The 22,985-nt window shown below is 64.5% G+C and carries 19 protein-coding genes; 10 read left to right on the top strand and 9 right to left on the bottom strand.

Annotated features, from left to right (window positions below):
- Positions 1 to 37 precede the first annotated feature (37 nt).
- Genes QO014_RS15120 through QO014_RS15110 form a run of 3 tightly spaced genes read left to right on the top strand, consistent with a single transcriptional unit; the run spans position 38 to position 4,926 of the window.
- Positions 38 to 1,186, top strand: coding sequence for an efflux RND transporter periplasmic adaptor subunit (locus QO014_RS15120; RefSeq protein WP_266349554.1), 1,149 nt, complete (start codon positions 38 to 40; stop codon positions 1,184 to 1,186).
- Positions 1,186 to 4,332, top strand: a complete 3,147-nt coding sequence (locus QO014_RS15115) for an efflux RND transporter permease subunit (RefSeq protein ID WP_266349930.1) — start codon at positions 1,186 to 1,188, stop codon at positions 4,330 to 4,332. Before QO014_RS15120 ends, QO014_RS15115 begins: the two co-directional genes overlap by 1 nt.
- Positions 4,333 to 4,368: 36 nt before the next feature.
- Complete coding sequence (locus tag QO014_RS15110) at positions 4,369 to 4,926, top strand: TetR/AcrR family transcriptional regulator (RefSeq protein WP_266349553.1); 558 nt, start codon at positions 4,369 to 4,371, stop codon at positions 4,924 to 4,926.
- Positions 4,927 to 4,961: 35 nt separating this feature from the next.
- Here QO014_RS15110 and QO014_RS15105 read toward each other — a convergent pair whose 3' ends face one another.
- A complete protein-coding gene (locus QO014_RS15105) occupies positions 4,962 to 6,740 on the bottom strand; it encodes an NAD(P)/FAD-dependent oxidoreductase (RefSeq protein ID WP_266349552.1) in 1,779 nt (592 codons plus the stop codon).
- A gap of 78 nt (positions 6,741 to 6,818) precedes the next feature.
- Positions 6,819 to 7,748: a MurR/RpiR family transcriptional regulator gene (locus QO014_RS15100; protein WP_266349551.1), complete on the bottom strand. Its 930-nt coding sequence runs from the start codon at positions 7,746 to 7,748 to the stop codon at positions 6,819 to 6,821.
- Positions 7,749 to 8,059: 311 nt separating this feature from the next.
- Between QO014_RS15100 and QO014_RS15095 the strand changes: the two genes are divergently transcribed.
- The 6 genes from QO014_RS15095 (at position 8,060) to QO014_RS15070 (ending at position 13,857) form a co-directional block, all read left to right on the top strand.
- Positions 8,060 to 8,881 (top strand): ABC transporter ATP-binding protein, encoded by an 822-nt coding sequence (locus QO014_RS15095; RefSeq protein ID WP_266349550.1) that lies wholly within the window; start codon positions 8,060 to 8,062, stop codon positions 8,879 to 8,881.
- Positions 8,882 to 8,888: 7 nt separating this feature from the next.
- The gene (locus QO014_RS15090) at positions 8,889 to 9,734 is read left to right on the top strand and encodes an ABC transporter permease (RefSeq protein ID WP_266349549.1); all 846 of its coding nucleotides are present in this window, start codon (positions 8,889 to 8,891) and stop codon (positions 9,732 to 9,734) included.
- A gap of 78 nt (positions 9,735 to 9,812) precedes the next feature.
- Positions 9,813 to 10,967, top strand: a complete 1,155-nt coding sequence (locus QO014_RS15085) for an ABC transporter substrate-binding protein (RefSeq protein ID WP_266349548.1) — start codon at positions 9,813 to 9,815, stop codon at positions 10,965 to 10,967.
- A 204-nt stretch (positions 10,968 to 11,171) separates the two neighbouring features.
- Positions 11,172 to 12,260, top strand: a complete 1,089-nt coding sequence (locus QO014_RS15080; protein WP_266349547.1) for a Gfo/Idh/MocA family protein — start codon at positions 11,172 to 11,174, stop codon at positions 12,258 to 12,260.
- A 168-nt stretch (positions 12,261 to 12,428) separates the two neighbouring features.
- Positions 12,429 to 13,106, top strand: coding sequence for a spermine/spermidine synthase domain-containing protein (locus QO014_RS15075; RefSeq protein ID WP_266349546.1), 678 nt, complete (start codon positions 12,429 to 12,431; stop codon positions 13,104 to 13,106).
- A 52-nt stretch (positions 13,107 to 13,158) separates the two neighbouring features.
- The gene (locus QO014_RS15070; RefSeq protein WP_266349929.1) at positions 13,159 to 13,857 is read left to right on the top strand and encodes a DUF2161 domain-containing phosphodiesterase; all 699 of its coding nucleotides are present in this window, start codon (positions 13,159 to 13,161) and stop codon (positions 13,855 to 13,857) included.
- Between the two features lie 133 nt (positions 13,858 to 13,990).
- Here QO014_RS15070 and QO014_RS15065 read toward each other — a convergent pair whose 3' ends face one another.
- On the bottom strand, positions 13,991 to 14,887 hold the full coding sequence (locus QO014_RS15065; protein WP_266349545.1) for a hypothetical protein: 897 nt from the start codon (positions 14,885 to 14,887) through the stop codon (positions 13,991 to 13,993).
- Between the two features lie 20 nt (positions 14,888 to 14,907).
- A complete protein-coding gene (locus QO014_RS15060) occupies positions 14,908 to 16,881 on the bottom strand; it encodes a phospholipase D-like domain-containing protein (RefSeq protein ID WP_266349544.1) in 1,974 nt (657 codons plus the stop codon).
- Positions 16,882 to 17,201: 320 nt separating this feature from the next.
- On the opposite strand from QO014_RS15060, the gene QO014_RS15055 reads away from it, so the two are divergent.
- Complete coding sequence (locus QO014_RS15055) at positions 17,202 to 17,618, top strand: OsmC family protein (protein WP_266349543.1); 417 nt, start codon at positions 17,202 to 17,204, stop codon at positions 17,616 to 17,618.
- Between the two features lie 107 nt (positions 17,619 to 17,725).
- On the opposite strand, the gene QO014_RS15050 is transcribed toward QO014_RS15055, so the two are convergent.
- The 5 genes from QO014_RS15050 to QO014_RS15030 form a co-directional block, all read right to left on the bottom strand.
- Entirely contained in the window at positions 17,726 to 18,433 is a 708-nt protein-coding gene (locus QO014_RS15050; protein ID WP_266349542.1) for an ABC transporter ATP-binding protein, read from the bottom strand.
- Positions 18,430 to 19,284: an ABC transporter ATP-binding protein gene (locus tag QO014_RS15045; RefSeq protein ID WP_266349541.1), complete on the bottom strand. Its 855-nt coding sequence runs from the start codon at positions 19,282 to 19,284 to the stop codon at positions 18,430 to 18,432. Before QO014_RS15045 ends, QO014_RS15050 begins: the two co-directional genes overlap by 4 nt.
- Positions 19,277 to 20,131, bottom strand: coding sequence for an ABC transporter permease (locus QO014_RS15040; protein WP_370877151.1), 855 nt, complete (start codon positions 20,129 to 20,131; stop codon positions 19,277 to 19,279). Before QO014_RS15040 ends, QO014_RS15045 begins: the two co-directional genes overlap by 8 nt.
- Positions 20,128 to 21,132, bottom strand: coding sequence for an ABC transporter permease (locus tag QO014_RS15035; RefSeq protein ID WP_266349540.1), 1,005 nt, complete (start codon positions 21,130 to 21,132; stop codon positions 20,128 to 20,130). The genes QO014_RS15040 and QO014_RS15035 overlap by 4 nt, the downstream gene beginning before the upstream one ends.
- Positions 21,133 to 21,207: 75 nt before the next feature.
- A complete protein-coding gene (locus QO014_RS15030; RefSeq protein WP_266349539.1) occupies positions 21,208 to 22,806 on the bottom strand; it encodes an ABC transporter substrate-binding protein in 1,599 nt (532 codons plus the stop codon).
- Between the last annotated feature and the right edge of the window lie 179 nt (positions 22,807 to 22,985).

Genomic DNA, 22,985 nt, shown 5'->3' with positions numbered 1-22,985 from the left:
AATAAGGCGACCCCACTCCTTTTTCCGGTAAAGTGTCATGAATCTGCCCCACCAGATCAGCCGAAATTTATCCATCATAGGCCTCGGCGTCAGCTTCCTGATTGCGGGAGCGCAAATTGCCGCCGCACAGACGCCCGGCGCGCCCCCGCCGCCCAATGTCGAGGTCACCACGGTCAATGCGCGCGAAGTTCCGCTCAGCTACACCTATGCCGGACGGGTCTCCGCGTTCCGCGAGGTCGAGGTCCGCGCCCAGGTCGGCGGCATCCTGAAACAGCGCGCCTATGTCGAAGGCGCGCGGGTCAAGGCCGGCGATGTGCTGTTCCAGATCGATCCGACCACCTACGAGGCCGATGTCGCGCGCGCTGCGGCGCAGGTGCAGACCGCCCAGGCCCAGCTCTCGCAGGCCAATCGCGACAAGACCCGCGCGGTGGAGCTCTTCGATCGTCAGGTCGGAACCCAGAAGGCGCGCGACGACGCCCTGTCAGCGGTCGAACTCGCCGAGGCTTCCGTTGCCGCGGCCGACGCTCAGCTCAAGACGGCGCAGATCAATCTCGACTATGCGACGGTTCGTGCCCCGATCGATGGGGTGACGAGCCTCGACGTCCTGCCGGAGGGCAGCCTGATCAGCACCGGCAGCCTGCTGACCAAGATCACCCAGCTCGACCCGGTCTACGTCACCTTCTCCTTCACCGATGCCAATGCGGCCGAGATCCGTCGCATCGTCGAAAGCCACGATCTGACGGACGTCAAGCTCTCGGCCAGCCTGACCTTTGGCGACGAGACGGCCTACGACAAGTCCGGCGCTATCGATTTCACCTCCTCCAGCATCGACACGCAGACGGGCACGATCCTCTCCCGCGCCGTCTTCGCCAATCCCGACATGCGGCTGATCCCCGGCCAGTTCGTGCGCGTCACCGTCACGGGCATGACCATTCCGTCGGCCATCGTCGTGCCGGAGATTGCGGTCCTCCAGGGTCCGCAGGGCAAGTTCGTCTATACGATCGACGACAAGGACGTGGCGGCGATCGCGCCGATCGAGCTCGGCCAATCGGTCGAGGGCGGCTGGGTCGTCACCAGCGGCCTCAAATCCGGTGATCGCATCATCACGTCGGGCGTCATCAAGGTGCGCCCCGGCTCCCCCGTGGCGGCCTCCAAGACCATCGTCCAAACCGCGCAGGCCGAATGATGAATCGCTTCTTTGTCGATCGCCCCGTCTTCGCGGCGGTCATATCCATCATCATCGCGCTCGCCGGCATCGTCACGATGCGGGTTTTGCCGATCGCCCAATATCCCGAGCTCACGCCACCCCAGGTCGTCGTCACCGCGACCTATCCCGGCGCGAGCGCGGACGTGCTGACGCAGACCGTGGCGGCGCCGCTCGAAGAGCAGATCAACGGCGTCGAGAACATGCTCTACATGAACTCGATCAGTTCGAGTTCAGGCTCGCTGCGGTTGATCGTGACCTTCGCCACCGGCACGGATGCCGATCAGGCGACGATCAACGTCAACAATCGCGTCCAGCGCGCCGTCGCCGCGCTGCCGGCCGAGGTCCAGCGCCTCGGCGTGACCGTCAACAAGCAGTCGAGCTCCATTCTCGCGGTCGTCGCGCTGACATCCAACAATCCGCAGTATAACTCCATCTACCTCGCCAATTACGCGCTGCTGAACGTCATCGACGAGATGAAGCGCACGCCCGGCGTCGGCGACGCGACCCTCTTCAGCCGCGAGAACTACTCCATGCGCGTCTGGCTGCGGCCCGACAAGCTGGCGCAATACGGGCTGACGACCGACGACGTCTCGAACGCGATCGCCGAGCAGAACCAGCAATATGCCGCTGGCCGCGTGGGTGACCCGCCGACGGCCGGCAAGCTCTCCTTCTCCTATGCGGTCACGACGGACGGGCGCCTGCCCGACGCCGAGGCGTTCGGCAACATCATCCTGCGCTCGGATTCCAATGCCGCGACGCTCCGCCTTCGCGACGTGGCACGCATTGACCTCGGCGCGCAGGACTACTCGCTGAGTGCGTCACTCGACGGCAAGCCGACCGTGCCATTCGCCATTTATCTGCAGCCGGGAGCCAATGCGCTCAACACGATCGCTGCGGTGAAGGAGCGCATGGACGAACTCGCCACGCGCATGCCCGAGGGTGTCCATTACCAGATCCCCTACGACACGACCCTCTTCGTCCAGGAATCGATCAACGAGGTCATCCATACCTTCATCGAGGCCCTCATCCTCGTCGTCCTGGTCGTCTTCGTCTTCCTGCAGAACTGGCGCGCAACGCTGATCCCGTTGATCGCGGTCCCGGTCTCCATCCTCGGCACCTTCGCCGGCATGTGGGCGCTCGGCTTCTCGATCAACCTGCTGACGCTGTTCGGCCTCGTGCTCGCGATCGGTATCGTGGTCGATGACGCGATCGTCGTGCTCGAAAATGTCGAGCGCATCATGACGAAGGAGAAGCTCTCGCCCCGGGAGGCCACCATCAAGGCCATGGGCGAGGTGACGGGTCCCGTCATCGCGATCGTGCTGGTGCTCGTCTCCGTGTTCGTTCCGGTCGCGTTCACCGGCGGCCTTGCGGGCGAGATGTATCGCCAGTTCGCCATCACCATCGCCGTCTCGGTGACGCTCTCGGGCATCGTTGCCCTCACACTGACGCCAGCGCTGTGCGCCCTGCTGCTGAAGCCCGGCCATAGCGAGCCATGGGCGCCGTTCCGCCTGTTCAACCGCTTCTTCGACAGGCTGACCGCCGGCTATGCGGCCGGCGTCCGCTTCTTCCTCAAGCGCGCGGCCATGGGCGTCCTGATCTTCGCCATCATCATTGGCGCCATGGGCTATCTGTTCATGAAGATCCCGGGTGCCCTCGTTCCGGAGGAGGACCAGGGCATCATCCTGGCGGTCGGCATCCTGCCACCGGCGGCAGCCCTGTCGCGCACGGAGGCCGTGATGTCGGCCGTGACCGACAATGGGCTGAAGCATCCGGCGGTCGACCATGTGCTCTCGATTTCGGGCTTCGACCTGCTCGCCGGTACACAGTCTCCGAGCGCCGGTGCGGCCTTCGTCAAGCTCAAGGAATGGTCCGAGCGCACCACGCCCGATCTCGACGCGCGCAACATGCCCGGCGCCATCATGGGCATGAACGCCGGCGTCGAGGACGGCATGGTGCTCGCCTTCAACCCGCCGCCGATCCAGGGGCTGAGCACGACGGGCGGCTTCGAGCTCTATGTGCAGGACCGCTCCGGCTCGGGCACTGAAACGCTGTTCAACACGACGCAGGCGCTCGTGGCGGCGGCGTCCAAGCGGCCCGAACTCGCCGGCGTTCGCACGACGATGGCGACCAACATTCCGCAGTACAAGATCAATGTCGATCGCGAGAAGGCCAAGGCGCTCGGCGTGCCGCTCACCTCGATCTTCTCGACCATGCAGGCGACCTTCGGCAGTCTCTACGTCAACGACTTCACGCTTTACGGCCGCAATTTCCAGGTCAAGCTGCAGTCGGAGGCGAATTTCCGCCAGAAGCCGGAAGATCTGCGCCAGGTGTTCGTGCGCTCCAATAGCGGCAGCATGATCCCGCTCGACGCTCTCGTGACCGTCGATCGGACCATCGGTCCCGACCTGCTGGAGCGGTTCAACAACTTCCCCGCCGCCAAGGTCATGGGTAATCCGGCGCCGGGCTACTCCTCCGGCCAGGCACTGGCGGCCATGCGCGAGGTGGCGGCGGCAACGCTGCCGGCGAACTACACGCTCGCCTGGACCGGCTCGGCCTACCAGGAAATCGCGACCGGCGGCGCCGGCTCGCAGGCCCTGATCTTCGGCATCATCATGGTGTTCCTGATCCTGGCCGCCCAGTATGAGCGCTGGTCGCTGCCGCTCGCCGTCATCCTCGCCGTGCCGTTCGCCCTTTTCGGCGCCCTGCTCGCGATCTGGCTGAGAGGCCTCAGCAATGACGTCTACTTCCAGATCGGCCTCGTCACGCTGATCGGTCTCGCGGCCAAGAACGCGATCCTGATCGTCGAGTTCGCCGTCCTGAAGCGGCAGGAAGGGATGAGCGCCTTCGACGCCGCGCTGGAAGCGGCCAAGCTCCGCTTCCGCCCGATCGTCATGACGTCGCTCGCCTTCATCCTCGGCGTGCTGCCGCTCGCGATCTCGACCGGCGCCGGTTCGGCGAGCCGACACTCGATCGGCACCGGCGTCATCGGCGGCATGCTGGCCGCAACCTTCATCGCGACCTTCTTCATCCCGCTCTTCTACAAGCTGATCGGCGGGCGCGACGGGAAGAAGGCGGCGGCGAAGCCCGAGGCGATCGAGCACAAGGGGGCGGAAGCCAATGCCTGACGATGATGGCTTGTCGGTAGCGCTGTGACGACGTGAATGCCCAACCTCACCATGGCCTGTGCGCGGCGGACCAACAGCCGCGCAGACATTCTGGCGGCGGCAGAGGCCGTGATCGGCAAGCACGGCAGTGCTGCCCTCACGATCGATGCCGTCGCCCATGAAGCCGGTCGCAGCAAGGGCGGTGTGCTGTATCACTTTCCGTCGAAGGAAAACCTCGTCGACGCCCTGATCGACCGCTCGATCGCCGAGATCGAGCACATGATGGTCGATCTGCAGGCGACGCTGCGCAAGACCAGGAATCTGCGCCCCGTGGCATGCCAGCAGCAGCTGGAAGGCATGCCACAATCGCCCCATGCGGTCGCGCTGGTCGCGATGAGCAATGTCGAGGTCCGCCAGGCCTACCGTGCCCGGCTGGCCGACATGGCGCAAAGACAGATAACCGCCGGCGTTCCGCGCGCACTGATGAATGACGGGCTGATATTGCTCTTCGGCATTCTCGGGCTGAGGCTGCTCGACATCTCCCTCTTCCAGCCCGATCCGGTCGAGGGCCAACGCGCGCGGGTCGGCCGCGGCCCATCACCGGACCACGCCTGACCGCCGATCACGCCCGGCCAGCCGGGGGTGAAGGATCATTGCAGCGGTGGGCTATAGACTGGCGTGTCGAGCCCCTCGTAGCGGGCCTTCAATTGCAGGGCCAGGAACTTCGAGAAGAAGCGCGACAAAGCGAGATTGCCGCCCTGGAACCAGAGCGCCTCCTGCGCCGTCGGCTTGTACATGTTGCGGAGCTCGCCGTGCCAGGGGCCGGGATCGCCCCGCATGCCGGAGCCGAGGCCCCAACATGGGCCGACCGCATCCGCCGTCTCGCGGTCGACGATCTTCGCCACCATCTCGTGCATCGACTGGAAACCCGTCGACTGGATGATGACGTCGGCCGGAATTTCAGTGCCGTCGGCGAAGCGGATGCCGGCCGGCGTCAGCCGCTCGATCGGCACGCCGGCCTTGACCTTGATCTCGCCAGATATGATCAGCTCCGAGGCGCCGACATCGACATAATAGCCCGAGCCGGTCCGATAGGCCTTCATCATCAGCCCGGTCTCGTCCTCGCCGAAATCGAGCAGGAATCCCGAGGCTTCGAGGCGCCGGTAGAAATCCGCGTCGCGGGCGCGGATCTTTTCATAGAGCGCGCGCTGCGCCGGCGGCTGCAGCGCGAAGGGGGTCGCGGCAGCGATCAGGTCGGCCTTGTCGACATCGATGCCTGCTTCGACCGCGGCTTCGGAGTAGATATCGAAGGCGAGGTCCATCAGCGTTTCGGAGCGCACGACCGTGGTCGGCGAACGCTGAACCATGGTGACGTCGGCACCGGCCTCCCAGAGATCGACGCAGATATCATGACCGGAACTCGCCGCACCGATGACGACGACGCGCTTGCCCTTGTATCGGCTCCCATCCGAATACTGGCTCGAATGCAGGATCTGCCCTTCGAAGTCGCCGGCTCCCGGCAGGTCGATGAAACGCGGCGGGCCATAGGCGCCGGTCGCGAAGATCAGTTGGGCGGGCTTCAGCGTCACCGGTTCGCCGTCGCGCAGGAGTTCGACGGTCCAGCGCCTCTCGGCCGCGTCGTAGCGCGCGCTGACAGCCTCGGTGCCGGTCCAGTAGTTGAGCTCCATCAGCTTGACGTAGCTCTCCAGCCAGTCGCCCATCTTGTCCTTGGGCGTGAAGACCGGCCAGTGTGGAGGGAACGGAATATAGGGCAGATGGTCGTACCAGACGGGATCATGCAGCACGAGCGAGCGATAGCGGTTGCGCCATGAATCGCCGGCCTTGGCGTTCCTCTCGACGATGATCGCGGGAACGCCCAGTTGCTTCAGCCGGGCACCGAGCATGATGCCGCCCTGCCCGCCGCCGATGATCAGGCAATAGGGCTGGCGGGTCGAACCGAGTTCGGCCTCCTCGGCGGCGCGGCGCTCGGTCCATGTGCGGCGGTTGCGGTCGGCGCCGTGGCGCACGCCCAGGGGACGCGATGCGCCGATCGCCTCCTCATGACCCTTCAAGGCCTGGAGGGTGGTCAGGATGGTGCGGCAACGGCCATCATCGAAGCGCGCGATCCCCTGCCCGCGACCGACCCCGGTTTCAAAATCGAACCACGCCTCCAGCACGCCACTCCGCTGCGTCGTGTTGGTGATGGTGAAGGCCGAGGGCGTCGTCGAGACCAGCGTCGCTTCGAGCATGGCGCGGATCGCCGGCTTGCCCTCCAATGTCTTCACATTCCATGTGAAGGCAACGATATCGCGCCAATAGCAATCCTCGGTGAACAGTTCGAGCAATCCGTCGATGTCCCGGGCGGCGAGATGGCGTGCAAAGCTGTCGAACCAGGCCGAGATGTCGGTCGGCGGAGCGCTGTCGAGCATTGATCAGTCCCTGCGATCAAACGGGCGGTCTGGTGACGCCACCTTTCAAAACGAAGTTCTGCGCGGCCGAACCGGCGCTCAATCGCCGAGCGGCTCGAGTTCCTTGCCGCCGCGATGCGACAGCACGGTGTATTTGATCCGACGCAGCGTCTCGCGCGCCGAGGCATCGAGCCGGTAGCCCGCGGCGGCAGAGATCAGGTCGATGATAGCGAGGAAGGCAAAGCGCGACGCGGTCGGCTTCATCGTATCGGGGAATTCCGGGATATCGACCGTCAGCTTCACGTCGCAGACCCGCGAGAGATCCGTCTCCGGCGCTGTGATGCAGATGGTCTTGGCGCGATAGTGCCGCGCCAGTTCCACCGCCTCGACCACTTCGCGGGTGCGACCGGTGGCCGAAATGGCGATGACCAGATCGTTGGGCTTCAGCGTCGAAGCAGTCATGCGCATGACATAGGGGTCGGAATGGGCGGAGACGACGACGCCATAGCGGAAGAGCCGGTACTGCGTCTCCTGCGCCAGCGCCGAGGAACTGCCGCCGAGGCCGAACACGGCGATCTGGTGCGCCGAGGCGATGAGTTCGGCCGCCTTGACCACTTCGGCCGGATCGATCTGCCGCTCGACGATATTGAGCGCGTTCCGGGCCTCGCCGAAGACGGCATTCCACATCGGCGAGCCGTCTTCCGTCGGCTCCGGCGCGCCCCCGCCCGGCATCAGATAGAGCCGGCCCACCACCACGGACTGGGCGAGCTTGAGCTTGAAATCGCGCACGCCCTCGCACCCGATCGCGCGGCAGAAACGCGTCACGGTCGGCTCGCTCACATCGGCGCTGCGCGCAATCTCGGCATTGCTGGCATCGACGGCGAAGGCGACATCGGCGAGCACGATGTCTGCGACCCGCCGCTCGGCCGGGCGGAGTTCGGCATAGCTGTCCTTGATCTGGGAAATGATGTCGGGGATCGGCTTGTCATAGCCGAACTCGCTCGAACGATCGGTCGCGATCTCGGTCAAGCGAGCCTCCCCGGCATGCGGTCCGACTGGTTATTGACCATGCTCGATCTGTCCCGCGTCCAGGAAAACACGTGCACCCGGAAGGTCATGCAAACCCTGATTGCTGCATCCTCACTGGGCAGAATGTAGGAAAGTCACACGCCTGACAAGATGCAAGATGCTGACTAATCGGTCAATTCCAGCCAGCGCCGAAAGGCTGGGCAGGGCCGCTTGACTCGCTAGGTAGGATAGTTACAGACTGACCTTCCGTATGGGTGCAGGCATGTTCCGACCCCGGACGGACGGCGGCGAGAGACCAGGCGCGAGGGGTTATGAACGCTCAAAGCTCAGTCCAACCGAAGCTCAGGGTGCGCGGCGCCACCAAGGTCTATTCGACCGGCTCAGGCGACCTTCTGGCCATCGATCGCTGCAGTCTCGATGTCGCGCCGGGCGAGATCGTGTCGATCGTGGGTCCGTCGGGCTGCGGCAAGACCACTCTCCTCTGGTCGATGTCCGGCCTGCATGGCCTGACCGCAGGCGAGGTGTTGCTGGATGGCAAGCCGGTCAAGGGCCCGAACCCCGAGATCAGCATGGTGTTCCAGGAGGCGAACCTGCTTCCCTGGCGCAATCTGGACGCCAACATCAATTTCCCCTTCGAGATCAAGGGAACGAAGCCGGACCGCGTCTGGATCGACGAACTGCTCCAGATGGTCGGGCTCGAAGGCTTTGGCGCCCGCTTCCCGCGCGAGCTATCAGGCGGCATGCGCCAGCGCGCGGCGCTCGTACGGGCGCTCTCGTTCAAGCCCTCGGTGCTGCTGATGGACGAGCCGTTCGGCGCGCTCGACAGCTTCACCCGCGAAGAGATGAACCGCCTTGTCGAGCAGATCTGGCTCGATCGACCGACCACGATCGTGCTGATCACCCATTCGATCGAGGAAGCGATCTTCATGTCCGACCGGGTCGTCGTGATGAGCGCGCGGCCGGGCCGCGTCGCGAACATCTATCCCGTGCCGTTTCCACGGCCCCGCTCGCTCGACATCATGGCGACCAAGGAGGTCTTCGACCTCACCAATGCGATCAAGCGCGAGATCGTCGGCGACCAGAAGAGCCGCTTCAGCACCCCATCCGCCCCCGTTTTCCAGGCCGCAAAGTGAGGCGAGCGTGAGCGATATCGACGCCATTCCCGAGTTCAAGACGAAATCCGGCGATGGCCAGGATGTCGGCATCACCAATCTCTCGGCCTTCGCCTCCGGCCCCGGCATCAAGTCGATGGCCGAGGTGCTGGCGATCATCCTCGTCGCCGTCGTGATCATCGGCGGCACGGAAATCCTGCTCAACGTGTTCGCCGTGCCGCAATATGTGCTGCCCAAGCCAAGCCAGATCGGCCTGGCGCTGATCAGCGACTTCCACCTGATCCTGCCGCATCTGGGATATACGCTCGTCGAACTGCTGTCGGGCTTTGCGATCGGCGCCGTGGTCGGGCTGGTCATGGCCGCCGTGATCACGCAGTTTCCCTTCGTCGAGAAGGTGGTGACGCCCTATATCCTGCTGCTCGTCACCACGCCGATGCTCGCGCTGGTGCCGCTGCTGATCCTGCGCTTCGGCTTCGGCTATACGCCGCGCATCATTGCGGTCGCGCTCGCCGCCGGCCCGATGGTGATGATCAATGCCGCCACCGGCTTCCGCCGGGTCGATCCCGGCAAGATCGCGCTCGCGCGTTCCTATGGCGCCTCGACCATCCAGATCTTCTGGAAGATCCGCGCGCCGATGGCGCTGCCGATGATCCTGGTCGGGCTGATGATTGGCTCGATCTTCGGGCTGCTGACCGCCGTCGGCGCCGAAATGGTCGGCGGCGGCTTCGGCCTCGGCAACCGCCTCACCTCCTATTCCTCGATGATCCAGATGCCGCAATTCTTCGCGGTCGTGCTGATCCTCTCCATTCTCGGCATCCTCATCTACGTGCTCTTCTTCCTGATCGGGAAGAAGTGGGCGAGCTGGGAGGCCTGACGAACGACCCGCCTGACCGGAAACCGGCTGGCGGTACTGCAGGGACACCAAGAAGCGCAACACCAACCGGGGTATTCCATGACCAAGCCTTCCCTTCCCGGCGGCATGACCCGCCGCATCTTCCTCCAGGTTTCGGCCGCCGGCGTTGTTTCTGCGACGACGCTGGGCGCTGCGGGCCGGGCCTATGCCACGCCCTACGAGAAATTCACCTGGATCTCGCCCCGCGGCACGCTCGAAGTGCTGGATGACTTCCCCTATTGGGCGGGCAAGAAGATGGGCTATTTCGATGGCCTCAACACGGACATGCAGCCCGGCCCGTCCGACGGCACGGCGACGGTCAAGTTCGTCGACGTCGGCCAGGCCGATATGGGCTTCCCTTCGCCCGGCGTGTTCTCCTTCGCGCTGCAGAACGGCATGAAGCTGAAGAGCGTGTTCCACATGGGCGCGCTCGACACGTTCTCGATCGCCTTCCGCAAGGGAGAAGGCTCGAACGATCTGAAGAAACTCGAAGGCAAGACCATCCTGCTCGGCTCCGCCGCCTGGCAGTCGATCGTCGATCCGATGCTCGCCGTGCAAGGCGTCGACGTGACGAAGGTCAAATATGTCGAGGCCGGCTGGCCGACCTGGGCGACCGCGTTGCAGGCGGGCCAGGGCGACGCCGCGCTCTCCTGGGAGGGCCTGCGCGCCGAATGGATCGCCAAGGGGCTCGACTTCGAATATTGGCTCGGCGTCCAGCATTCGCCGCTGCCGGCCAACACCTTCGTGATCCGCGCAGCCGATCTCGAAGACCCGGACAAGAAGGTCTTCCTGGAGAAATACCTGAAGGCCTGGGCGATGGGCCTCGAATTCGGCTACCAGAACCCGCGCGCCGCGGTCGAGGCCGTGTTCGAGCAGTTTCCGACGCTTGCGACCAATCTTGGCCCGGAGCTCGGCACTACCTCGATCCTGGAGCAGATCAACGTCTTCCGTGGCGACATGGCCAAGCGCGGCGGCTGGGGCTGGCACGACATGGCGAGCTGGCAGGCCTTCTTCGACGTCACGCTGAAGCTCGGCCAGATCACCTCGCCAGTGAAGGCCGAGGACGTCTGCACCAACGAGCTGATCAGCGGTGCGAATGATTTCGACAAGGCCAAGGTCAAGGCGGACGCCGACGGCTACAAGCTGACGGATGCCTTCGCCAAGGTCGATGTCGAGACCATCAAGGCGCACATGTTCGACCAGGCTATCAAGTAGTTCTTGCTGGACCGCCGGTCCAAACTCCGCCGTCATCCGCAAAACTCTGCCGTCATCCCCGCGAAAGCGGGGATCCATCAAGGCCTGAAGCGTCTCAGGCCTTGATGGATCCCGGGTCAAGCCCGGGATGACGGCGGGGGGTGAGGATGATCGGCTTGATCAATTGTCGAGTGGGTTTTCGAACAGCCACTCAGGGAGGAACGCATGCCCGATACAGTCAAGGTCCTCGTCGTTGGCCTCGGCAATATGGGCGCCTCGCATGCGAGCGCCTATCACCGTAATCCGGGCTTCGAAATCGTCGGCATCATGAGCCGGACGATCAAGTCGAAGACGCTGCCGGACTATCTTGCAGGCTATCCGCTCTATGAGGATTTCGACGAGGCGCTGGCCGCAACGAAGCCGGACGCGGTCTCGATCAACTCCTATCCGGACACCCACGCGCACTATGCGATCAAGGCGCTGAATGCCGGCGCCCATGTCTTCATGGAGAAGCCGATCGCCACCAATATCGCGGATGCGGAAGCGGTGGTGGCACTCGCTCGGGAAAAGAACCGCAAGCTGGTGCTCGGCTATATCCTCCGCGTTCACCCATCCTGGATGAAGTTCATCGAGCTCGGACAGGGCCTCGGCAAGCCACTGGTGATGCGGCTCAACCTGAACCAGCAGAGCAGCGGCCCGGCCTGGACCTGGCACAAGAACCTGATCGACTCGCTGATCCCGATCGTCGACTGCGGCGTTCACTATGTCGACGTCATGTGCCAACTGACCGGCGCGAAGCCGGTGCGCGTCCATGGCATCGGCGCCAAGCTCTGGGCCGAGGCGGCACAGCCGAACTATGGCCATCTGCACGTCACCTTCGATGACGGTTCCGTCGGCTGGTACGAGGCGGGTTGGGGCCCGATGATGAGCGAAATGGCCTATTTCGTGAAGGACGTGGTCGGCCCGAAGGGCGCGGTCTCCATCGTCGCGGGACAGAGCGAATCGGGCAAGGACACGACCGAAGAAGTCTCCGATTCGGCCGATATCGACCGCCACACCAAGACCGACGCGTTGAAGGTGCACTATGCCGAGGTCGGACCGGACAAGAACTTCGTCCGCAAGGACGAGCTGATCTCGATGGAAGACGAGCCCGGCCACCAGGAGCTCTGCGACCGCGAGCAGGCGCTGTTCCTGCGCGCCATCCAGGAAGACCTCGACCTGACGGAATCGATGGACGCCGCGGTCAACAGCCTGCGGATCGTTCTGGCGGCCGAGCAGTCGATCAACGAGAAGCGCGCGATCGAGCTGGCCTGATCAAGACGAGAATGGTCGGCGTGCGATAGGGGCGAACACGCCCTGCGAACGCCGATCCTCCTCCGCGCGCGTCTGTTGCGCGTCATCGGTGGCCCCTCGATTGAAGGCGCGTTATGGTCGGCGCAAAATGACTCGCCCGATGCGCTGGCCAACACCGAAGAACGATCCGTGATCCCCTGGGAAGAACTCGACGTCGCCGAAATGCCCGATGGCGGCGGCGCGATCCGCCTGAAACGGCGCGGCCGCGAATATTCCATCATGCTGGGTCCGATCGAGCTGATGAACAGCCGCCTGAGCGGCTCGGAGAAGGCGCTCGCGACCCTTTCCTGCGCGCGCATCGCCGACCGGGCGCGGCCGGTGATGCTGATCGGCGGCCTCGGCATGGGCTTCACGCTGCGCGCGGCGCTCGAGACGCTCGGCGATGACGCCGCGGTCACCGTGGCGGAGCTGGTTCCGGCGGTGGTGCGATGGGCACGCGGCCCGATGGCCGAGATCTTCGGCGACAGCCTGGACGACCCGCGCGTCACGATCGCGGAGAACGATGTCGGCCGGCTGATCCGCTCGTCGCGCGAGGCCTATGACGCGATCCTGCTCGACGTCGATAACGGTCCCGCCGGACTGACGCGCAAGGCCAATGATGCGCTCTATGACCTGAATGGGCTTGCAGCCGCGCGTGCTTCGCTGAAGCCTGGCGGCGTACTCGCCGTATGGTCCTCCGCGCCCGATGCCGCCTTCACGCAGCGCCTGCGCCGCGCCGGCTTCGCGGTCGAGGAAATCCCCGTGCGGGCGAATGGCGCTGGCCGCGGCGCCCGGCACATCATCTGGATGGCGACCAAGCCTGCCTGAACGCTCGCGCTGCGCTACATCAGGGCAGCCCGAGCCCGATCGGAGAACGGTCCTGGAAACAACGCTCTATTTGCCGGTCAAGACATTCCTGGAAGGGCTCGGCTTCACGGTCAAGGGCGAGGTCGGCGGCTGCGATCTGCTGGCGCTCTCCGAGGGTGAGCCGCCGCTGGTCGTCATCGGGGAGCTCAAGCTCTCCTTCAATCTCGAACTGGTCCTGCAAGCCGTCGACCGCGCCGCCGCCTGCGACGAGGTGTGGCTCGCCGCGCGCATGTCGCGCCTGGGCAAGGGGCGCGAGAGCGATGCACGCTTCCGCAATCTTTGCCGCCGCCTCGGTTTCGGCATGCTCGGCGTCGCCGAATCCGGCGAGGTCAGCATCATCGTCAGCCCCGAAGCGCCGATGCCGCGCAAGGATACGCGCCGCCGCTCCCGCTTGGTGCGCGAACATCGCCGCCGGCAAGGCGACCCGGCTGTCGGCGGTGGCGCGAAGGCACCGATCATGACCGCCTATCGCCAGCGCGCGCTGCTCTGCGCTGCGGCGCTCGCAGCAGGCCCCGGACGGCCGCGCGATCTCCGCCCGCTCGCGCCCGACGCTGCGCGCATCCTGCTCGACAACGTCTATGGCTGGTTCGCCCGCGCCGAACGCGGCATCTACACGCTCACCGAAACCGGACACCAGGCCCTCCAACGCTGGCCGACGACACTGCCCACGATGGAAAGGTCAGCGGAGGTGGCCGGCGCGACCGATGCGTAGACAGCGACCCATCTCGCATTCTGAGCTGATGAAAGCCGCCGCATTCGCTATGACCGGCCTTCCCAGGACAACTGGCGAACCGGGCCCGCGCGGATGCCCGTCAGGCTGCGCCCGACATCGGACGCAGGTGCCTTTATGGGAGCGCCAGAAGCGTCTTGCTCGACTGCACCGTGTTGATCCAACGCTGTTGGGCATTCTGCATCATCACGAACAGGTCGAGCGCGCGGCGCGCGACTTTTGCCGGCATCTCGCCCTTCATGAGATCGCAGCGGAACGATACTTCTGCGACGAACACCTTCGACGGATCGTCGACCCGATTCCAGAGCGTCAGGCAGAGGCTGCCCTGATAGTCATCGGCGAAATCGATCGTGGGCCCTTTGAAGACATGCTCTTCGATGGCCCGCCCTTGAATCATCGGCGAGCCTAACTCGTCGATCACGGGCAGATACCGAGCGGTCGACTCGAACAGCGCATGCAGATCATTCAAGCCATGTGGCGCCTCATCCGGCAGCAGCGCACGGCTTGCCGACAACGCCCAACGGCTGCGGATCGAGCGCTGTTCGGCGATGGCCACGAACGTCTCGCCGGCCGGCCCCACGGCGGCGACTTCGAGGGGCGCAATATCCTCCTCAAGCTTGAGCCTCGCGGCATCGTCCTGAGCGGCCAGAGTCGTTCCGAGCGCGATGAAGAGATCCGGCGTCCTCAATTTCAAGGTGAGCTCATCACTGTCGAAGGTCGCCCCCTCTTTGGAAAGCGACGACCGTCGCCGCAGGGAATAGCCTGCGGCATAGAGATGATGCGACTTCGTATCCCAGAATGAGACGCGCCTCGGCTCAAGAGGAGCAAACCACTTCCTGATCTGAACCTTTGGCAAAGAGGCGTTCAGGTTCGATCGCAAGTCGTCGAGAAACGCGTTCGCCTGATCGCCGTCCGGCGGCCAGGCAAACCGTTCAGGCTTCAGGAGAAGCTTGTACTCACGGGCCTTGAGGCAACTCAGATCCGGCATCGTCGCCTCGGGACGTTCGGACACAGGGCACGGTCGATCATGGGCTAGCCGCGCGCGAAATAGCGCGTCAGGGCGCCCTTCTCATGGGCCACATAGCCGTCCAGCCATTTGTCGTCGGTATCCAGAAACCCTGACCAGCCCTTTCTTCCCTTGCGCCGAAGCTCAGCCTCAACGGCGCGAAAGCGGTAGTGATCGTAGACATCGAGGATATGGACCGCATAGGCGAGCGCGATCTCGCGATCGCCGGTGATGATCACCATGTTCTCGTCATTGGCGTAGGAGGCCTTGAAGCCCAGATTGTGGCTGCCGAGAATGACGGTGCACTCGGGCGAAAGAGGGTCGATGACCACCAGCTTGTCATGAACGATGGCGCCGACATTGCCACGGGCGGCCAGCATTTCCAGTCCGAAATCGCCGAGCAACTGCTTGTCGTCGATCTTGGCCGCCCGAACGATCGATACATTCTTCTCACTGAAGACGTTCGGCGAATCGCTCGTCTCATCGTCGGAAGGATCATCCGGATCGTTCTTCTTCCTGGGCCTGTAGTTCGGCATCGCCTGCGGGCTCGACACCGCCCCGCTGACGATCAAGCGGGGATCCTTCAGGCCGATATCGACCGCCTCGCCGATGATGCAGTCTTTGCCGCTCTGGCCGGGGTAGAAGGCCAGAAACAGAATAACGTCCTTGGCGAGACGCATGCGGCGGTAGACGTCCGATAGGTCTGGCGGTGTCTTTTGGCCCTTGGCACGTCCGCGCATATTGGGCGAGAACCACAGATCGACCGTGGCGCCGTTCGCGAGTGCCGCTGGGAAGACCTTGACGTTGGAATCCCGGAACGTCGAACCCTGCTGACTATCCTTCATCGTTGCGCCGAGCGGATCGGGGATCGGCAGCGCATCGAGCTTCATACGCTTCCAATAGTCGAGGAAGACGCCGGCCACCGCGCCGTCCTCGATGAGGAGCGCATTGTTGGTTTGGCCGGCAACACCGGTCGATGTCCAGTTCGTGCTGCCGGTGAAGACGGATCGCGGCGCGCCATCGAGCGAAACGTGAACGACGAATTTGTTGTGGCCGATCTGCGTGGTGTTGTTGAACATCCTGTGCTGAATATCGACACCGGCCGCGACGAGAGCGCTCCGTGCGGAAGCGTTGCGAACGTCCCAGACGCCCTTCTCCTCGGCCGTGTTGGCCAGGATCAGATGGATCCGCGCACCATGGGTCATGAGGAGATCGAGCAATTCCCTGTCGTCGAGCTCGTACAGCGCCAGGTAAAACTCCCCAGGCCGCTCGAACAGCTCGTGAAGAAGAGGCAGAACGTCACCGGCAAGATATTTGCGGTGCGGATCATGCGGGTCGGATATCTTGTTGATCAGTTCATCCGGCTCGATCTTTCCGTCGTCGAGCAGGACATTGCTCAGCCATTGCGCCGCAAGAATGCCGTTGGTGAAGGTCGACTGGAAGGCGCCGCGACGGCGCGTGACCAGGATCGCATTGGTCGAGATCGCTGGACCGAGATAGCTGAGCGGACGAGGCGCCCCCTCATAAGCCTTCACATCGACCTTGACCCGATTGCCTTGGTCATCCTTCACAGGCCGTCCCTGCGCGTCACGCTTTGTGACCGAGACAACCCTTGGCGTCGGATCGGGAGCGGGCGGAAGATCAGACCGGAAATCGCCCACGGCGCGGATCTCGTAACGCACGTGAACCTCGTCTGGCCGCCGTGCAAGTTGGTCCCGCCTCTTGCGGAGGGTCACGTCGCGCCAAGTCAGCTTCTGTATAGGCCAGATGCCGGTATGCTGCGGCAGCCAATGCGGATTCCTTTGACCCTTGAAGGCAACCCAGGACGCACATGGCACGCGATCTTCGACGCCATTGCGAAGGGCGACCGTCCCGTCGGGATTGAGATAGACTCGCGTGACTTCAAAACCGAGGCAACCGTCGATCTTGCCGTCTATATCCCAGGCTATCGACGCAATCTCGTTGTTCGCGCACGCAAAAGCGGAAACGATACCGACCATGGACACCCCCCGAGGTCATGTCTCGCTGGCATAAATGTATTCGCGGCAATTGAGACTTGGAACACTAACAGAATTATTTGCACGCAAAAGTAGTGAAGTCAAGGTCGATGGTATCCGGCCACCCCAACACAAGAGACGGTCGGACTATATAATAAGCCGGCGCAATATATTCGCCCGAACCGATCGCCGCGACCATGCCCGACATTGCGTGCCGGGCCGTCCATGTTTCCCGGGCGAGGCCGTGCCCCCTGTCCCGATCGACCGCCAATGCCTATCTTCGGGCTCGCCGCCTGTTGCGGCGCAAGGCATGGAGAATGTGAGTGGTTAACGTCAAGGTGCGGCCGACGGGCGCCAGCGCGGTCATCGGACGGCATGGGCCGGCAAGTGTCACCAGCGCGACCGGCGGGACCGTGGCGCTGAATTCCGGATCGTCGGATCCCGCCTTCAGCCCGATCGACCTGCTCTATGCAGCCGTCGCGGGCTGCCTGGTGGTGAGCGCGCGCATGGCCGCGCACGAAATGGGCGTGCTCGACCGGATCGAGAGCGTGAACGCCGCCGTCCGTGGCGAGAAGGCCGCCGACGCGCCGTCGCGCGTCGACAAGCTCGACATCACGCTGGACATCGTGGGCGAACTCGACGAGGCGACCAAGACGGCGCTGATCGCACGGGCCGAGGAACTCTGCACCGTCAGCAATACGCTGAAGAACACCCCGGCCTTCGTGACGAACGGTCACTGATCGCCTGATAGCGCTTCCGAGCGAAGTGGATACCGGTTCGCATTAAGGAAGCGTTACAAATCAAATAGATAGATCATCTCGGCGTTGTTGTGAAACGCAGAGATGATCTAGGCAAGCGCGGAAAGCCCTGCCCTGTCGAGGATGCCCGTGATCTCGCCCTTGCGCATCGTCGCCGCCCGGTCGCACATATGCGCAACCACGTCCATGTCATGGCTGACCAGGATGAAGCTCATGGCATGCGCGGCGCGCAGATCATTGAGCAGGTTGAGGATTTCCGCCTGCACCGACATGTCGAGCGCCGAGGTCGGCTCGTCGAGCAGCAGCAGCCGGGGACGGAACAGCAGGGCCCGGGCGATCGCCACCCGCTGGCGCTGACCGCCTGAGAGCGCATTCGGCGTGCGCCCGGCAACATCCGGCGGCAGCCCGACTTCGGCGATCGCGGCGCTGGCGCGGCGTTCGGCATCGGGGATGCCATTGACCTGCAACGGCTCGACCAGGGCCCGCCTGATCGTGTGGCGCGGATGCAGCGAGGCATAAGGGTCCTGGAACACCATCTGCACGTCGCGGCGGATCTGCCCGGTCAGGTGCCGGCGCGCCACATAGGGCGTGCCGAACACCGAGACGCGACCCGACCATTCGCGCTGGATGCCGGCCAGCACACGCAGCACGGTCGATTTTCCGCAGCCGGACGGGCCGAAAAGGCCGAAGGTCTCGCCGGCGCGAACGGTGAAATCGACGCCGCGCACGGCGGCGACGTCGCCGCCATCGCGCTCGAAAGAGACCTCCAGCCGCTGAACGTCTACCGCCGCCGTCACGCCTGCACCTCGAGATCCGCGCGATTGAGCGTCGGCAGCCGGGTGCCATAGGTCGCCGCCGACGGGCGGCACGACCAGAGCGTACGCGTATAGGGTTCGGTCGAATGCGAAAGCTCGGAAGCCGGCCGCTCGTCGACGACCCGCCCGCCATACATGACCAGCACCCTGTCGGCGAATTGGGCGACCTGCTGCAGGTCGTGGCTGATCAGCAGCAGGCCCATGGCGTGCTCCTCCGCCAGTCGGGCGAGCAAAGCGAGGATCTGGTCGCGCAGGTCGTGGTCGAGCGCCGAGGTCGGCTCGTCCGCGATCAGCAGCCTCGGGCCGCAGATCAGCATGGTCGCGATCATCACGCGCTGGCCCATGCCGCCGGAAAGCTCGCCCGGATAGAGCCGGTAGACCTCGCGCGGATTGTCGAGCCCGACGGCGGCGAGCATGGCGAGCGCGCGTTCGCGCCGCTCGGACCGCGACAGCTTCGTGTGCAGCAACAAGGGCTCCTCGACCTGGCGGCCGACGGTGTGGAGCGGGTTCAAGGCAAAGCGCGGATCCTGCAGCACGAGGCCGACCTTCGCGCCACGGATGCGGTTCCAGCTCCGCGCATCGGCAGCGGCGAGATCGATCCCGTCAAGCACGAGCCGGCGCGCGCCGACGCGGCCGGGCGGCGGCACGAGCCCCATGATCGCGCGGGCCGTCATGGTCTTGCCGGAACCGGATTCGCCAACGATGGCGACCCGCTCGACACCGACCTTGAAGGAGACCCCGTGCAGCACGATCACATCGCCGGCGCCTTCACGCGGGAAGCTGACCTTGAGATCGGCAACATCCAGGATGGGAGGGGCAGCGGGTTCAGCCATGACGGGGGTCCAGGAGATCGCGAAGGCCATCGGCCAGAAGGTTGAATGCGAGGCTCGCAATGAGGATCGCGAAGCCCGGCGTCGCCGCGACCCACCATTGGTCGAAGATCACAGGGGTGCCATCTGCGACCATGGTGCCCCACTCCGCCGTCGGCGGCCGCACGCCGAGGCCGATGAAGCCGAGGCCGGCGGCGATCAGCACCATGCCGGCGAGATCGAGCGCGACCCGCACGATGGTGGATGGGAGGACCATCGGCAGGACATGGCCGAACAGCAGGCGCGGCCCGCGAATGCCCACCATTTCGGCGCCGGCCATATAGTCGCTCTTGCGCATGGTGCGGGTCTGGATGCGCGCCTGCCGCGCATAAGGCGGCCAACTCGTCAGCGCGAGCGCAAGCGCGGCATTCAAGAGACCCGGGCCGAGCACCGCGACGAAGGCGAAGGCGAGGATCAGCCGCGGAAACGACATGACGATATCGGTGAAGCGCATCAGCACGCGCTCGACGATGCCGCCATAATAGCCGGCGATGATGCCGATGGCCGTGCCGAGCGGCGCCATGACGACCGCGACCAACGAGATGATCAAGAGCGTCGGCCGCGTGCCGTAGATCAGCCGCGAAAGGATATCGCGCCCGAAGCCGTCCGTGCCGAGCCAATGGGCGGCGGACGGGGCGGCGAGACGGATGTTGATATCCTGCTGATAGGGATCATACGGCGCGAGCCAGGGCGCGAAGGCGGCGACGAACAGGATCAGCGCCAGGATGGTCGCGCCGGCGGTCGCCGATGGCGAGCGGCTTGCGAGCTGCCAGAGGCTGAGGCGCCTTGGCGAGACGGCGGTCATCGTCATGGCTTCAGCCTCGGATCGAGCCCGCCGACGATCAGGTCGGTCAGGGTATTCAGGATGATGAAGCAGACGCCGATGACGAGCGTACCGCCCAGAATGGCGGGAACGTCGGCGGCGAACATCGAGATGGTCAGGTAGCGGCCAATGCCGGGCCAGGCGAAGACGGTCTCGGTGAAGACCGCGCCTTCGAGCAGCACCGCATAGGAGAGCGCGACCACCGTGATCACGGAGGCGCGGATATTGGGCAGGACATGGCGGAAGATGATCCGGAACTGCCCGGCGCCCTTGGCGCGGGCCGTCACGACATATTCCTTGCCCAGTTCCTCCAGAACGGCCGTGCGCGTCAGGCGCGAAATACCGGCCAGCGAATAGAAGGCCAGCACCAGCGCCGGCAGCGCGATATGCGAGATGGCGTCGCGAAACGCGCCCATATCGCCGGAGAGCCAGGTATCGATCAGGACCATGCCGGTCCGCCGCTCGGTCGTGAATTCAAAGGCGACATCCTGCCGGCCCGGACCGCCGAACCAGTGCAACCGGGCATAGAAGAGCAGCAGCGACAGAAGGCCGAGCCAGAAGATCGGCACGGAATAGCCGAGCAGCGAGATCACGCGCACGAGCGAATCGCGCCATCCGCCCGGCCAGAGGCCGGCGAGCAGGCCGAGGCCGACGCCGAGCGTGCCGCCGATGATGATGGCGACCGTCGCGAGCTCGAAAGTGGCGGGGAAGACGCGGACGAGATCGCTGGCGACGGGCTGCCCTGTCGACCAGGAGGTGCCCAGATCGCCGCGGAGAACCTGGCCCGCATAGACGAGGAACTGTTGCGGCAGCGGCTTGTCGAGGCCGAGCTCGGCCCGCTTGGCGTCATAGGTCGCTTGGCTCGCCTTGTCGCCGACAATGCGGATGACCGGATCGATGCTCGCAATGTGGGTGAAAGCGAAGGTGACGAGCAACAGGGCCAGCAGCCCGATCAGCAGCGAGGCGATCCAGTTGATGAAACCCAGCACAAAACGAACTTCCCGCCGGCGCGTGCGCCGGCGGGAAGCAGAGCGGGAGTCCGGTTGGACGGTCGCGTCGGACAATTAGTGCTTCTCGACCTGACCGAAGAAGACCTGGTCGGCATTGATGCCCTGGACATAACCCTTGACGTTGTCGCGCAGCACGATCTGGTCCTTCGCCTGCAGGATGAAGACGAGCGGCGAGCTCTTCTGCACTTCGCGCTGGATCTCGCCATAGAGCGCAGCGCGCTTGGCCGGATCCTGCTCGACAACGGCGGCGTGCGTCTGGTCGCTGATCTCGGGGATATTCCAGCCGGCGCGCCAGGCAACCGTATGCGGGCCCTCATCGCCACGGCCATAGGCGAAGGCGGCGGCATTGGAGTTCGCGTCGAAATAGTCCGGGAACCAGTAGAGCGCGGCAGCCTCATAGTTGCGCGCACGCAGCTTGCCATAGAGCTCGCTCGCCACGACCGGCTCGATCTCCAGCGTCACGCCACCCTGCGCGAAGCTTGCCTGCAGCGACTGCGCGATGTCGGTGAAGGGCGGCTGGTTGGAGACGGTGAGCTTGAATTTGACGTCCTTGAGGCCGGCCTTCTCGAGGATCGCCTTGGCCTTGGCCGGATCGAGCGTAAAGGGGTTCTCCGAGATCGCGCCCGGGAAGCCTTCCGGCAGGAAGGTCTGGTGGACGATGTACTGGCCCTTCAGCAGCTTGTTGGCGATGCCGTCATAATCGACGAGATAGCGCGAGGCTTCCCAGAACGCCGGATTGCCGAGCGCCGGCACGTCCTTGTTGGCGCTGTTGATGATGACATAGTCCTGCTGCGCCGAGGGCGTCGCCTCGACGACTATGCCGGGCTTGCCGGCGAGCGAGGCGATCTGGTCGGCGCCGAGATCGCGCGCGATATCAGCGTCGCCCTGCTCGATCAGCAGGCGGCGGGCGGAGGCGTCGGCCACATTCTTGAAGATGACGCTCTTCACCTTCGGCGCGCCGGCCGGCGAAGTCGGGTTGGCGGCAAGCACCAGCGCCTCGTGCGGCTGGTAGGCCTTGATCGAGAACTGGCCGCTGCCGGCCGAATTCGTCTTCAGCCATGCATTGCCGAAATCATCGCCCGTGGCGTGGCTCGCGACTTCCTTCTCGTCGACGACGGAGGCGATCGGCGCGGTCAGGATGGCGAGCGCGAAATTGGAGCCGATATCGGCCGCCCAGCCGACCTTGACGTGGCTGTCGTCGACCTTGGAGACGAGGCTCTCGATATTCTCGGGCTTCCAGCCAAGCTCCTGCAGGATGAAGACCGGCGTCTTGCCGAGCTTGGTCGCGCGGACGAAGGAATAGACGACATCCTCCGGACGGACCGGATTGCCGGATGCGAACTTGGCGCCATCCTTCAGCTTGAAGGTGATGCTCTTGCCGTCCGCTGCCTGCTCCCAGCTCTCGGCGAGACCGCCCTCGAGCTTGCTGCCGTCGGTCGGATTGGTCTGCACCAGGCGCTGGTAGACATTGTTGAAGGTGTGGAACGGCGTCAGCTCATAGCCTTCGGCCGGGTCGAAGCTCACCGCATCGTCGATGGACTGCGCCACGACAAGGACGTCGGCCGGCGTCGCGGCCTTTGCGGGCAGCATGCCGACCGTCAGGGCGACCAGCGCGCCGGCGGTCGCGAGAGTCCGCAGGGCTCGTAAATTCATTCTATCTCTCCGCAATCTGGCGATCCGCATTCAACATGGCGAGCGCCCACCGATCGGTATCGATCAGAGGTCGGCAGACCAGGGCCGAGCGGAACAGGCAACACGATAAGATTTCGTCCATCACTGCGAGAGGTAAAGCATTTCAATTTATCCGACTAGCGCAGCAATGTTCGATCGAC

The sequence above is a fragment of the Kaistia dalseonensis genome (assembly GCF_030814715.1).
In the GTDB taxonomy this organism is placed as follows: domain Bacteria; phylum Pseudomonadota; class Alphaproteobacteria; order Rhizobiales; family Kaistiaceae; genus Kaistia; species Kaistia dalseonensis.
This window is presented reverse-complemented; position numbering and strand designations above follow the sequence as displayed.